We start from the raw sequence: 13995 nt of genomic DNA, 5'->3' as shown, positions 1-13995 counted from the left end.
TTCATGGAAAAAATCCTGGTAGGCATCTATAATTATTTCAATGCCCGCAAGCCGTTGTTTTATACAGTGTTTGCGTTAAGTTTTGTGCTTATCGGTTTTTTTGCTTCGAGGATAAGGTTTGAGGAGGATATTTCCAAAATACTGCCGAAGGATAAAAAGATAGAGAAACTCAACTATATTTTTCAAAACTCCAAGTTTGTTGATAAGCTGGTGGTGATGGTATCGTTAAAAGATTCCACACAACAGCAGCCCGATAGCCTTATAGCCTTTGCCGATAATTTTACCGAAACCGTTCAGCAAAAACTTCCACGGTATGTAAGTAAGATCAATGCAAAGGTTGATGAGGGGTTGGTGCTGGCGCTTTTCGGCACTATTAATAAAAACCTGCCTATTTATCTTACCGAGCGTGACTATTTAAATATTGACACACTTATCCGCCCCGATCAGGTAAAAGAAACCCTTGCCCGCGATTTGCGCACACTAACCTCGCCTGCCGGTTTAGCGCTGAAAAGCATGATCAGCGCCGACCCGGTTGGCATCTCATACCTCGGCCTTAAAAAATTGCAACAGCTGCAATACGACGAAAATTTTGAACTATATGATAGCTATGTGATGACCAAAGATCACAAAAACCTGTTGCTGTTTATTACGCCAAAATATTCGCCCAATAACACCGGCGAGAACGCGATAATGCTTAAAGGCATCGACCAGGTTATCGATAGTTTACAAACTAAAAACTTTAAAACGGTTAACTGCAGCTACTTTGGTACCACAGCGGTATCGGTTGGCAACGCCTTGCAATTGCGTAAGGACTCCATGTTTACGCAGGGCATTACAGTGGTTTTCCTGATCGTGTTCCTGGGATTTTATTTCAGGAAAAAGCGGGCCCCGGTGGTGATACTGGTGCCGGTTTTGTTTGGTGCATTGTTTTCGCTGGCTGTGATTTACTTTGTAAAAGGCAGTATTTCGGTAATAGCTTTAGGTACGGGTTCGGTGGTGTTGGGGATTGCGGTTAACTATTCGCTGCATGTGTTTAACCATTACAGGCATACCCGCAGTATTGAACAGGTGATCCGTGATCTGGCTATGCCGCTTACAGTGGGGAGTTTTACAACCATCGGCGGTTTCTTGTGCCTGGAATTTGTAAAGTCGGAAATGCTGAAAGATCTTGGTCTGTTTGCGGCCTTTAGTTTGATCGGCGCTTCATTTTGCTCGCTGGTGTTCCTGCCACATTTTATCGCGTCAAAAACAGAACAGGATCAGCATACAGCACAGCTTTCGTGGATTGATAGGCTTTCGGCCTATAACCCCGAGTATAACAAGTTTATTATTTCAACTATTGTCATTCTTACCGTAGTATTCAGCTATACAGCCCGGAACGTGAGTTTTGAAACGGACATGAACCGCATGAATTTCATGGCCGATAAACTCAAAGCATCCGAAGCTAAGCTGAATGCTATTAATAAATACGCCCTGCAATCGGTATATTTTCTCGCCGAAGGCAAAACATTGGATGATGCGCTCCGGACTAACGAAAAGCTCTCGGCACAGATAGAATTACTGAAAGAAAAGAATATCGTCAAAAAATACTCCGGCGTATCATCGCTCATTATTTCTGATTCGCTGCAAAGAGCCCGCATTGCCCGTTGGAATAACTACTGGACACCTGCAAAAAAACAGCAGTTAATGGCTGTATTGGTTAATGAAGGCGCTGCCTTAGGTTTCAAACCATCTGCTTTTGATCATTTTTACGAACTCATCAATAAAAACTTTAAACCAGTTGGCCAGGATGAAATGGCCGGCATCCGGAAAAGTTTGTTGGATGATTACATAACCGAGCGACCGGGCAGGGCAGGGGTAATTACACTGGTTAAGATCTCGCAATCCGATAAAGCCAAATTGTACAACCTGTTCGAAAATTCGCCAACTGTTACTGTTGTTGATAAGCAATACTTAACAAACCGATTGGTGGGAATCATCAACAATGATTTTACCAGTATCGCGGTGATGTCGTCATTACTGGTGTTTACGGTATTACTGCTTACTTACGGGCGTATTGAGCTTACGTTGGTTTCTTTTATTCCGATGTTTATTTCCTGGATCTGGATTTTGGGCTTGATGGGCTTGCTGGGCATCCAGTTCAATATCGTGAACATCATTATATCGGCACTGATATTTGGTTTGGGCGATGATTACAGTCTGTTTATTATGGATGGGTTGCTGCAGGAATATAAAACGGGCAAAAAGAATTTATCGTCATACAAGTCGTCCATCTTTCTATCAGCCATTACTACGGTTGTGGGTTTGGGGGTGCTGATCTTTGCCAAACACCCGGCGTTGCGTTCCATCGCCTTAATATCTATCATCGGCATAGTTTGCGTGGTGGTGATGGCCCAGATTCTGATCCCGTTTTTGTTTAACCTGCTGATCAGGAACCGGGTAAAAGCCAAACGCTTCCCATGGACATTGAGCGGCTTCATAATCTCGGTTTTCGCGTTCACTTATTTTGTGAGCGGTTGTTTGTTATCAAGCTTGATCGGCTTGTTCCTTATCAAGCTCAACCCGTTTAAAGGACCAAGGAGCAAATATGTTTATCATGCTATCCTGTCGAAGTTTTGCTGGTCGATGATGTACATTATGCCTAACCTGCGTAAGCGTGTAGTGGATAAAGACAGTTTTGAGAAACCTGCCGTGGTGATCAGTAATCACCAATCGTTTTTAGATATCCTGGTACTGATCATGCAGCACCCTAAGCTGATCTTGTTTACCAATCACTGGGTTTGGAACTCGCCGGTTTTTGGCGCAGTGGTGCGGATGGCGGGCTACTTCCCGGTGGCCGAAGGAGTGGAGCAGAATATCGATGAGCTGGCCGAAAAAGTGAAGCAAGGCTTTTCGATGGTGATTTTTCCTGAAGGCAGCCGTTCGCCTGATGGCAAAATGAAGCGTTTTCATAAAGGGGCTTTCTTTTTAGCCGAACAATTAGGTATGGATATCCTGCCCATCATGTTGCACGGAACCGGCTACAACATGACCAAAGGTGATTTCCTGCTGAAGAATGGCACAATAACCATAAAATACCTGCCTCGTATTGCTGCCGGTGATGCTTCATTCGGTACAGTCTACGCCGAACGCACCAAAAATATCAGCCGTTATTTTAAAGAAGAATATCAAAAGCTAAGCACCGAAATTGAGCAACCAGCTTATTTTAAAGAGCAACTGTTTTATAACTACCTGTATAAAGGCCCGGTGCTGGAATGGTATATGCGCATTAAAGTACGGTTGGAAAAAAATTACCAGGTATTTCATGACCTGCTGCCTAACCAGGGCAAAATGCTTGATTTGGGTTGCGGTTATGGCTTTATGCCCTACATGCTGCATTTTGCAGCGCTGGGGCGCAAGTTTACCGGGGTTGATTATGATGAGGAAAAGATAGAAGTAGCCAACAATTGTTTCAGCAAAACGGCTGAGATCAATTTTGTTTATGCCGATGCGCTTGCTTTTGAAATGCAGCGATACGATGTCATTATCATGGCTGATATGCTGCATTATTTACGGCCTGCTGAGCAAAAGCAGTTGATAGAAAAATGTATTGCCAATTTAAATCCCGGCGGTACGCTCATTATCAGGGATGGCAATAAGGATATGGAGGAAAGGCATAAGGGAACGGAGCTCACCGAAACTTTTTCGACCAAGTTGCTTGGCTTTAATAAAACGGGAGCAAATGGTCTTTCGTTCCTTTCGGGAAAAATGGTGCGGGACATAGCGGCAGCGCATAATCTTTCAGTCGCCGAGATTGACAACACGAAATACACCTCAAATATTATTTTTGTGATTAAAAAGGAAGGGCAGCCGGTTTAAATGGACGATAAGTTTGATGTACTGATCATTGGCAGTGGCATGGGCGGTTTGGTTTGCGCCGATATACTCGGTCGTGAAGGTTACCGGGTTTGTGTAGTTGAAAAAAACAAGCAGCTTGGCGGCTCGCTGCAAACCTACGTACGCGACAGGGTGATCTTTGATTCGGGGGTGCATTATCTCGGCGGGCTCGATAAGGGGCAAAATCTATACCAGATCTTTAAGTATATCGATATTATTGATAACTTGAAACTGGAAAAGCAAAACCCCGATGCTTTTGATAAGATCATGATCGATAACGATCCGGTTGAGTATCCGCAGGCCCAGGGCTACGATAATTTCATTAAACAGTTGCTGGTTTGTTTCCCGGATGAAGAGCCTGCTTTACGAGCATATTGTGATAAACTGAAAGAGGTTTGCGATAAGTTTCCGCTGTATAACCTGCGCTCGTCGGATGATTTTTATGAAAAGGCCGATGTGCTGGAGGTGGACACGGAGGCTTTCCTGGCATCTATCACCAACAATAAAAAATTGCAGCAGGTACTGGCCGGCAACAATTCACTATACGCCGGGCAGGCCGATAAAACACCACTATACGTTCATGCGCTTATCCTTAACAGCTACATTGAAAGCTCCTGGAAATGTGTTGACGGAGGTTCGCAGATTGCTAAACTCATTGCCCGCAATATCCGCGACAGGGGTGGCGTTATCATCCGGAATAAAGCTGTAAAAAAATTAGTGGAGCAGGATGGTAAAATAACGCATGTTGAATTGCAGCATGGCGAAAAGCTGTATGCCGGTCATTTTATATCCAACATTCACCCGGTGAAAACATTGGAAATGACGGACTCATCAGTGATCAAGAACGTATACCGTAACCGGTTAAAAAGCCTGGAAAATTCGGTGTCATCGTTCACTATCAACATCGTATTTAAAAAAGATTCATTTAAATATTTTAGCCATAATGTATACAGCTTTAAGGATGGGCAGGTATGGCACATGACCGATTATACACAGCAAAACTGGCCGCTGGGCTATGCCGTGTTCATGACACCATCCTCAAAAAATAAAGAATACGCTGATGGCATGACCATACTGGCCTATATGCGCTATGAGGAAGTAAAACCCTGGGAAGATACTTTCAATACGGTATCTGACGAAGCCTATCGGGGAGAAACTTACGAGCAATTTAAAAAGCGCAAAGCCGAAGTTTTACTGGATGATGTGGAACTGAAATTTCCGGGTTTACGGGAAAAGATCTATTCGTACTACACCGCCACGCCGCTTTCATACCGTGATTATATTGGCAACGATGATGGTTCGCTTTATGGCATTGCCAAGGATTATAAACACCCGCTGAAAACGTTTATTTCGCCGCGCACCAAACTGCCTAATTTGTACTTCACCGGGCAAAACCTTAATTTACATGGAATTTTAGGCGCCGCCATGAGCGGGATTGTAACCTGTTGCGCTTTGTTGGGCAATGATGATCTGATAGATAAAATAAGAAATGCGTAACAGGAAATTCAGCTGGAAAAAATTTAGAAAAAGGTTACTGTACACAGGCCTTGTGTTTGTGGGCTTGCTGCTGATCGGTTTTACTTACCTGTACTGCGTAGCTATCGATTATCCACCCAAACCTGCCGACTTGAGCAGCCTGCAATTACAACGAAAACAGCCATCACCGGGGTTTTATACCATTAATAACAACTGGTTCCGGAAAAGTAAGAGTGGTTTGTTTGAAATGTATGTAGAGGGTAAGCCTTTTGAGCGCGGGGTCATCAACGGTAAGTTGAGCAAAGAGTTGGTAGTAAACCAGGAGGTTTATTTTACCGACCAGATCAATAAGATCATCCCTTCAAAATCCTACCTGTCGTTCCTGAAATATTTTATAGCCTGGTTTAACCGCGATCTGGCCAAAAATGTGAGCGAAGAGTATAAAGAGGAAATCTACGGCATCTCTAAATCAGCTTCGGATAAATACCAGTATATCGGCTCTAACTATCAGCGAATTTTGAATTACCATGCTGCACATGATATTGGTCACGCTTTGCAGAGCATGGCGCTGGTGGGCTGCACCTCGTTCGGTACCTGGAATGATCGCTCGGCCGATGGTACCATGATTGTTGGTCGGAACTTTGATTTTTATGTAGGCGATAATTTTGCGCACGATAAAATAGTGGCGTTCTTCAATCCATCTGAAGGGCATAAATTTATGACCATTACCTGGGGCGGATTTGTAGGTGCGGTATCGGGTATGAACGAAAAAGGTTTGAGCGTTACCATCAATGCCGACAAAACCAATATCCCATCAGGCTCGGCTACACCAGTATCTTTAGTGGCCCGTGAGATCTTGCAATACGCCCAAAACATTAAAGAGGCCATCGCGATAGCCAAAAAACGCAAAATGTTTGTGTCCGAATCTTTCCTGGTAGCTTCGGCCGAAGATAACAAGGCCGTAGTGATCGAGAAAACACCCGATACGCTGGATGTGTATGATCCTCGCCAAAGCTATATTGTTTGCGCCAACCACTTTCAAAGCAAAGGACTGGCACACTCTAAAGAAAACCTGGTGCAGCTAAGTAATAGCGCTTCGCCCTATCGTTACCAGCGTTTAATGGAACTGCTGAATGTCGAAGGCAAGAACACCGTGCAAAAAACAGTTGATATTTTACGTAACCGCCAGGGCCTGCACGGAGAAGATATTGGTATGGGCAATGAGAAAGCGCTGAACCAATTGATAGCGCACCACTCGGTAGTGTTTGAACCGCAGAAGCTGCTGGTTTGGGTTTCCACCTCGCCATGGCAACTGGGGGAGTTTGCGGCTTATGATTTGAAAAAGATCTTCGCCATGAAAGGCATGCAAACTGATCATGAAATTATGGATACCGCGCTTACCATTAAGCCCGATACGTTTTTGAACACCCGGGCTTATCGTAATTTTATAACCTATCGTACGCTGAAACAAAAAGCTTTTGACGGTGAAGAGATTAACCCCGATAGCGTGGTGGCCAGCAATCCGCAATTTTACCACGCGTATGTGATTGCCGGCGATTATTCGTTTAAACATAACGAGTATAAAAAAGCCCTCGGGTATTACAAAACGGCTTTAACCAAAGTAATTGCAACCGTAAACGAGGAAAACTATATCAAAAAGCAGGTTGAAAAATGTACTAAAAAGGTAAGCTCATGACAGTTTTAGGCGTAGGTATTGATATGATAGAGGTGGAGCGTGTGCAAAGCAGTATTGCTAAAGAACAGGGTTTTCGTGAGCTGGTATTTTCGGCAAAAGAGATAGCCTATTGCGAGAGTAAGACCAATAAGTATCAGCATTATGCCGCCCGCTTTGCCGCCAAAGAGGCTTTTTTTAAAGCACTGGGCTCGGGCTGGCTAAAAGATACCGCCTTTAACGAAATTGAGATCAGCAATGATGAAAACGGCAAGCCCATTTTAGAACCTACCGGCGAAAGCGCGGGAGTGATTAACCGTAACGGGCCGTTAAAAATTTCCGTATCATTAACCCATTTAAAAACAATGGCATCGGCCGTGGTAATTATTGAACAGTGATAACACAACACCCTAAACCATTAGCACACCAACCCCAACACGAGGTTGTAAAATACCAGGAGCAAAAGCTACAGGAGTTGCTCGCTTACCTCAGCCAAAACTCGCCTTTTTATAAAGACCTTTTCGCAGCACATCAGATCGATATCAACCAGGTCAAAACGCTTGATGACCTGCGTTTGATCCCGACCACCACTAAAGAAGACCTGCAAAAACGCAACGACGATTTTTTATGTGTGGATAAGGGGAGGATCATTGAGTACAGTTCCACCTCCGGCACTTTAGGCAGCCCGGTAACTATTGCCCTTACCGAAATTGATTTGGAACGGCTTGCTTATAACGAATACAATTCTTTCACCTGTGCCGATGGCTCGGCGGCTGACCTGTACCAACTCATGCTTACGCTCGACAGGCAGTTTATGGCCGGAATGGCCTATTATTCGGGTATCCGCAAAATAGGGGCGGGGATTATCAGGCTTGGACCTGGTGTGCCGTCATTACAATGGGAAACTATTTTGAGGTTAAAACCTACGGCCATTGTAGCGGTACCTTCTTTTATTTTAAAACTGATCTATTTTGCGCAGGAGCATGATATCGATATCAACACATCGTCGGTTAAAAAGGCGGTTTGTATTGGGGAGAATATCCGCAATACTGATTTCAGCCTGAATATTTTAGGTCAAAAGATCACCGAAGCCTGGGATATCAGGCTGTATTCAACCTATGCCTCTACCGAAATGCAGACCGCTTTTACCGAATGCGGCGAGGGCAGGGGTGGACATCACCAACCGGAGCTATTGATAGTTGAAGTGTTGGATGAGCATAATAACCCCGTTGCTCCGGGTGAATCGGGGGAGGTTACCATTACCACGCTTGGCGTTGAGGGTATGCCGTTATTACGATATAAAACCGGGGATATCTGCCATTATTTTGATGAACCATGTGGCTGCGGTCGTACAAGTATCAGGCTATCTTCTATAGTCGGCCGTAAAAAGCAGATGATCAAATTTAAGGGTACAACCCTTTACCCTCCGGCGTTGTTTGATCTTCTGAATGGCATGGAAGAGATCAAAGATTTTGTAGCCGAAGTGTACTCGAATGAGATAGGTATGGACGAAGTACTGCTTCACCTGTTGCCTGTTAACTATACCGATGAATGCGACCGCAAGATCCGGGCTAATTTGCAGGCCAGGCTAAGGGTGAGCCCGCATATCACCTATCTGAAGCACGATGAGATGCAGAAATTACAATTCCCTGAAGCGGTACGCAAGCCTGTTAAGTTTATCGATAAAAGAAAGTAGCTATTATCTGCTAACTTTGCCCCATGCATAATACCGATATCCTGGGCCGGTTAACACAACAGCTTGAGCTGCCGTTTAGTAACCCGGTACTTGTTTTTTCGCTGATATTGTTGATCATATTACTTGCTCCAATCATCATGGGCAAGTTCAAAATTCCGGGTATTGTGGGTTTTATTATGGCTGGCATAGCGGTTGGTCCGCATGGGTTAAACCTGCTCACCAAAAACTCGGCGGTTGAGCTGTTCTCTACCATCGGGCTGCTCTATATTATGTTCATTGCCGGCATCGAGCTTGATCTGAACGAGTTTAAGCAGAAGAAACATAAAAGCTTTGTGTTTGGCTTCTTTACTTTCTGCATCCCAATACTCATCGGTTTTCCTGTTTGTTATTATGCGCTCGGTTATTCGTTAATAACATCGGCCTTAACGGCCAGTATGTTTGCCACGCATACACTCGTGGCCTATCCCATAGTGAGCAAATATGGCGTCGCAAAAAATGAGGCCGTCGCCATAAGTGTAGGGGGCACCATATTGACCGATACCGCCGTACTGATTTTGCTGCCTGTAATTATGGGCGCTAAGGATGGGGGGCTGGGGTTCGGCTTCTGGCTGCAGCTGATGATTTCGCTTTCGATATTCGCGTTCATTATGTTTGTGCTGATCCCGCCGTTGGCAAACTGGTTTTTTAACCGCTATCGCGATAGTAAAACACTGCCATATGTGTTTGTGCTTTTTATTGTGTTTGTGTCGGCCTTTTTATCCCAGCTGGCAGGGGTTGAACCCATTATAGGGGCCTTTGTGGCGGGGCTTGCTTTAAATAAAGCAGTACAGCAGTCATCAACCCTAATGAGCAGGATCGATTTTGTGGGTAATGCCATATTTATTCCATTCTTCCTGATCAGTGTAGGTATGCTGGTTGATTTGCGTGTGCTGGGCCGCGGACCGCAGGCTACCATTGTGGCAGTAAGCTTAACGCTTGGAGCCTTGCTGGGTAAATGGCTGGCGGCATTATCTACCCAAAAAATATTCAAATATTCGGGCATACAGCGTAACCTCATTTTCGGTTTAAGCAGTGCACATGCTGCGGCTACCCTTGCCATTATTTTAGTGGGATATAAGGCGCAGATTATTGACGACAATATCCTGAACGGCACCATTATATTGATACTGGTTACCTGCGTGGTTGCATCATTTGCTACAGAGCGCGCCGCTAAAAAGGTGGTTGCATCAATTGAAGAACCCGAAATTTTATCAGAACCCCAAATTACCGGCCACGAGCGGTAATGATACCAGTAATTGGTTATAAACTTGTTTTTACGCCCGGCTCTAAAATCCTGAGCTGGCCGCCAATACCCAGCGCGTTAAATGACTGCTGCAGCATCTCGCCCGTTTCGGTATAATGCGACCAGCCCTCAAAATGCACTGGAATAATTGTAGCATCAGGAAAGGCAAAAGCGGTATCAATAGCATCATTGGTGCCCATAGTTACATTGAACGGGCCGCGGGGTTTGGCTGCCCCGGCAAATATGAATACATATTGAGGTTTAAATTTTTCTGCAACCTCCTTTACGCCATCATAAAATACGGTATCTCCGGTGATATAGATCTGGAGCCCGGCGATAGTTATAATAAAACCCGTTACATCACCGGTAAGTTTTTCACTGCCAGCGGGGCCATGCCTTGCAGGTGCACCTGTTATAACCACTTCATCGTTAAGCGCTATACTTTCCCATGGTGCCAGGCCAAGGGTATTGCCGCCTAATCTTTCGGCTCCTATTTTGGTGGTTAATGTTTTATCAACCTGTTTAAGCAACTCCCGGCCAGCATGGTCAAGATTATCCCCGTGCTGGTCATGGCTTAGTAAAACCACATCTATTTTACCGATGTCGGTAGTTGCCGGGCCTTCGGTTTTATGGTAAGCAGGCTTATCGTTGATCATGAACTGCTCACCCGCGGGGTCAAGCGTAGGGTCGGTCATGAGCCTTAAGCCGCCGATCTCTAAAATGATGGTTGGTCCGCCTAAGTAGGTTACATTAACTTCGCTTTTCATGGGTTCATAATTTTAGTAGTGTCTTCAATTAATGATTGCATCAGCGCGGTGGCATTGGTGTGTTTCAATATTGGTGCTATCTGTCCGCCCCAAAACAAAATCATATCCCATTTTTGCTGCTCAAGCGCGGCTTTTCTCAAAGGCGACATAAAAGTTGTTTGCAGGGGAAAGGGTAAAAATTCGGCTTCCTTTCCGGCCAGGTCTTTAGCAACCCTGCTGGTAATACCCCGGCCAAGCCTGCCGGTAAACGCGCGGGATAAGGTAGTATATTTCGCTGCATCTGAGAACAGCATTTGCCTGTGGATAGGAAGCGCACCCGATTCATCAACGGCCAAAAAAGCAGTCCCTATCTGTACAGCATCGGCACCTAATGTTAAGGCTCCGGCTACCCCCCGGCCATTAGCAATGCCCCCGGCGGCAATAACGGGCACTTTTACTTTCTCCTTAATTAGTTGAAGTAACACAAAAGTACCGGTGGTTGATGATTCGGCGGGGGCAAGGAATGATGGCCTGTGACCGCCCGCTTCAAAGCCCGAGGCTATGATCAGGTCCACCCCGCTTGCCTCCAATGCTATAGCCTCATCCAGCGTGGTAGCTGCGCCTACAGTAACGATGCCTAACTTACGGCACTGCTCCATCACATCGGCAGGCAACGTGCCAAACATAAAGCTGAATACTTTTGGGCGTAGGTCAAGGATCACCTGCAACTGGTTTTCGAACCGTAATTTAAAAGGATCGGGCTTGGGCGGCAATGGGATCCCGGCTTCATCAAAATAGGGTTTAAACAATTGTGTTGCATGTTCATACTGCGCATCGGTAGCTGCACCGTCAAGTGCATCGGTTTCCGAAACCCATATGTTAATGTTGTACGGTTTATTGGTTGCTGCTTTGATCTGTTTATCTACCGCTGCAATTTCGGGCGCGCTCAGGGTGTAAGCCCCGTAGCCGCCCAGCCCGCCGGCATTTGATACCGCGGCTACCAATTCAACCGACGATAAATTACCGCCAAAAGGCCCCTGCAAAATAGGGTAATCAATACCTAATAGTTCCGTTGCTTTTGTGTTATACCACATGGTTTTAGTATTAAGTCGATAGTACAAAGTCTGAAGTCGCAAGTCTGATTTTCTCTTTTATACACTTAGAACTTATGACTTTAGACTAAAGACTATAGGTCAATTTATCACTCAAACGAAATTAATTCGTATCGCTGATCATTTTATTTACAATGAGCCACTTGCTGTCGAGTTTATGGAACGATAAAAACTCATGATAGTTATAATCGTACATTTTTACCTGTACTTCGGCAACTGCAATTGAATTTACTGCTTTAACAGAAATGATTTTCCCGTTAAATGGTTTGCCAGAATCCTTAGGGCTTACCCTGTTTTTTACCCCATCCAAATAAACATCCAATGTTTTGGCATAAGGCTGTCCTTTTACATCGCCAAAAAGCAGGGTGCCGGCATTCATTACCTGGTTTAACAAATCCAAATTACCTTCATAAATCCCTTTGAAGTAGTAATTTTCAAGCGCCTGTTCAATAGCAGCTTTACTTTGATCGTTAGTTTCCATTTTTATTGATAAATTAAACATTATGCCTGCTGCTAAGCAAGGCATAATGCGATTGACAAAAGAATTTTACACTTAATTTAAATTATGGCCTGCTGCCATGCCACCATCAACATTGATAATGGCCCCGCTGATGAAATTGTTTTTGGCAACGGCGTACACCATTTGGGCTACGTCCTCAACTTCGCCCACCCGGTTCAGCAGGTGTAATCCTGCGCTTTGGTCGGCATCATCACCGTGCATTGGGGTACGGATAGTACCGGGCGCAATGGTATTTACCCGGATATTATCTTTACCAAACTCGCCGGCCAGTTGTATAGTAAGCGCGTGTATTGCACCTTTTGATGCCATTTGTGCTGTAATGGGAACTCCGCCAAGAGCATGGTTAACCAATGGTGTACCTATATTGATCACCACACCATCATGCTGTTTAAGCATTTGCGGAATCGCAGCCTGGGTGGTGAAGTAAGTACCTTTAAGGTTGGTGTTTAAAAAACGGTCGAGGTAGGCTTCATCAACTTCAAGAAACGGCCTGGTTTCAAAAATACCGGCGTTGTTGATCAGCACATCTACGCTTCCAAATTTATCAAGGGCTGTTTGGGCCAGCTTTTCGCCTGTGGCTTTATCGCTTACGTTTCCGGCAACCATGGCCAGGTTATCACCTGCACCAAGCTCCTGGTAAACAGCTTCCAGTTTATCGGCAGTTGTTGAGTTGATGACTACGTTATCGCCCTTTTCTAAAAAATAACGGGCTATTTCTTTACCGATACCGGATGATGCTCCGGTAACGATTATTGTTTGCTTTTTCATTTTTTTATTTCTTGTTGGCAGTGATGCCTTTTTCTCTTAATACTGATGTCTGTTCGCCGGCATATCCCCAATCATCCAGCTCAATTTCGCTGATCACTACATGGGTTAAATGCGGGTCTTTGTTCAGGGTATCGGTAATCAAATCGGTTACACCCTTTATCAGGATTTGTTTCTGCTCGCGGGTAACACCTTCGCGGGTCAGTTCAATTTTTACGTATGGCATGGCTTTAGTTTTTAAGCAAAAGCTGTTTTAAACAGCTTTTGCGGTTATGTTTACATTCAGGTCAAAATCGTTGTAGATAAGTGTATCGCCCAGGTCTTTAAAAAAGTTTCCGGAACGAAACCTCATACCATATTTGGTACGGTCGACCACAACTTTACCGGTTGCGCTTACCGTATCGGCAGCGCGGTTAACTTGCGCATCAAAACCTACAGCATGGGTAATGCCTTTTATGGTCAGGTCGCCGGTGATCCGATAAGTGCCGTTGCTGCCTTTGTTGATCGCAGTAACCACAAATTGAGCTTCAGGATAGTTTTCTGAATTAAAGAAGTCGTCGGAAGCAAGGTGGCCTGCAAACTGGGCGTTGGTAGCCGGGTCAGTTATGTCAAGAATTTTAATAGAGGTGGTGTCTATATCGAATTTACCGCCGGTTAATTGTCCATCTGCAAAAGTTAAAGAGCCTTCTTTTATAGCGATGGTACCATTGTGTGCGCCTGTAACTTTACGACCAATCCAGTCGATGTTACTTTTTGCGCTGATGATTTCAAATTTTTGAGTTTCCATTTTGTTATGTCTTTAATGACAATACAAAGTTGGGGACTAATGGCCTGGAAACTGTGTGACCTA

12 protein-coding genes are annotated in these 13995 nt (G+C 44.7%); 6 read left to right on the top strand and 6 right to left on the bottom strand.

The window, feature by feature from the left end:
• Window positions 1–3 precede the first annotated feature (3 nt).
• The 6 genes from J3L18_RS24330 to J3L18_RS24305 are packed head-to-tail and all read left to right on the top strand — an operon-like array spanning window position 4 to window position 10003.
• Entirely contained in the window at window positions 4–3858 is a 3855-nt protein-coding gene (locus tag J3L18_RS24330) for a 1-acyl-sn-glycerol-3-phosphate acyltransferase (RefSeq protein ID WP_129569466.1), read from the top strand.
• Complete coding sequence (locus J3L18_RS24325) at window positions 3859–5373, top strand: phytoene desaturase family protein (RefSeq protein WP_129569465.1); 1515 nt, start codon at window positions 3859–3861, stop codon at window positions 5371–5373. It begins immediately after the preceding gene.
• Window positions 5366–7048, top strand: coding sequence for a C45 family autoproteolytic acyltransferase/hydrolase (locus J3L18_RS24320; protein WP_129569464.1), 1683 nt, complete (start codon window positions 5366–5368; stop codon window positions 7046–7048). Before J3L18_RS24325 ends, J3L18_RS24320 begins: the two co-directional genes overlap by 8 nt.
• On the top strand, window positions 7045–7422 hold the full coding sequence (gene acpS / locus J3L18_RS24315) for a holo-ACP synthase (RefSeq protein WP_129569463.1): 378 nt from the start codon (window positions 7045–7047) through the stop codon (window positions 7420–7422). The genes J3L18_RS24320 and acpS overlap by 4 nt, the downstream gene beginning before the upstream one ends.
• On the top strand, window positions 7419–8720 hold the full coding sequence (gene flxY, locus J3L18_RS24310) for a flexirubin biosynthesis putative acyl-CoA ligase FlxY (protein ID WP_223266166.1): 1302 nt from the start codon (window positions 7419–7421) through the stop codon (window positions 8718–8720). The genes acpS and flxY overlap by 4 nt, the downstream gene beginning before the upstream one ends.
• A gap of 23 nt (window positions 8721–8743) precedes the next feature.
• A complete protein-coding gene (locus J3L18_RS24305) occupies window positions 8744–10003 on the top strand; it encodes a cation:proton antiporter (protein WP_129569462.1) in 1260 nt (419 codons plus the stop codon).
• Between the two features lie 16 nt (window positions 10004–10019).
• On the opposite strand, the gene J3L18_RS24300 is transcribed toward J3L18_RS24305, so the two are convergent.
• From J3L18_RS24300 to J3L18_RS24275, 6 genes are all read right to left on the bottom strand, one after another.
• Window positions 10020–10769, bottom strand: a complete 750-nt coding sequence (locus J3L18_RS24300) for an MBL fold metallo-hydrolase (RefSeq protein ID WP_129569461.1) — start codon at window positions 10767–10769, stop codon at window positions 10020–10022.
• Window positions 10766–11842 (bottom strand): NAD(P)H-dependent flavin oxidoreductase, encoded by a 1077-nt coding sequence (locus J3L18_RS24295; RefSeq protein WP_129569460.1) that lies wholly within the window; start codon window positions 11840–11842, stop codon window positions 10766–10768. The genes J3L18_RS24300 and J3L18_RS24295 overlap by 4 nt, the downstream gene beginning before the upstream one ends.
• A 121-nt stretch (window positions 11843–11963) precedes the next feature.
• Entirely contained in the window at window positions 11964–12341 is a 378-nt protein-coding gene (locus J3L18_RS24290) for a nuclear transport factor 2 family protein (RefSeq protein WP_208102391.1), read from the bottom strand.
• A 72-nt stretch (window positions 12342–12413) separates the two neighbouring features.
• Window positions 12414–13148 (bottom strand): SDR family NAD(P)-dependent oxidoreductase, encoded by a 735-nt coding sequence (locus J3L18_RS24285; protein WP_112655908.1) that lies wholly within the window; start codon window positions 13146–13148, stop codon window positions 12414–12416.
• Window positions 13149–13152: 4 nt separating this feature from the next.
• Window positions 13153–13371: a tautomerase family protein gene (locus J3L18_RS24280; RefSeq protein ID WP_129569458.1), complete on the bottom strand. Its 219-nt coding sequence runs from the start codon at window positions 13369–13371 to the stop codon at window positions 13153–13155.
• A gap of 27 nt (window positions 13372–13398) precedes the next feature.
• Window positions 13399–13932 carry a YceI family protein gene (locus tag J3L18_RS24275; protein ID WP_129569457.1) on the bottom strand — a complete coding sequence of 178 codons (534 nt, stop codon included), beginning with the start codon at window positions 13930–13932 and terminating at the stop codon, window positions 13399–13401.
• Window positions 13933–13995: the final 63 nt, after the last annotated feature.

Origin of the sequence: Mucilaginibacter gossypii (assembly GCF_017569325.2) — a bacterium.
Lineage (GTDB): Bacteria > Bacteroidota > Bacteroidia > Sphingobacteriales > Sphingobacteriaceae > Mucilaginibacter > Mucilaginibacter gossypii.
The sequence above is the reverse complement of the archived record's forward strand: the minus strand, read 5'-3'. Positions and strand labels throughout refer to the sequence as shown.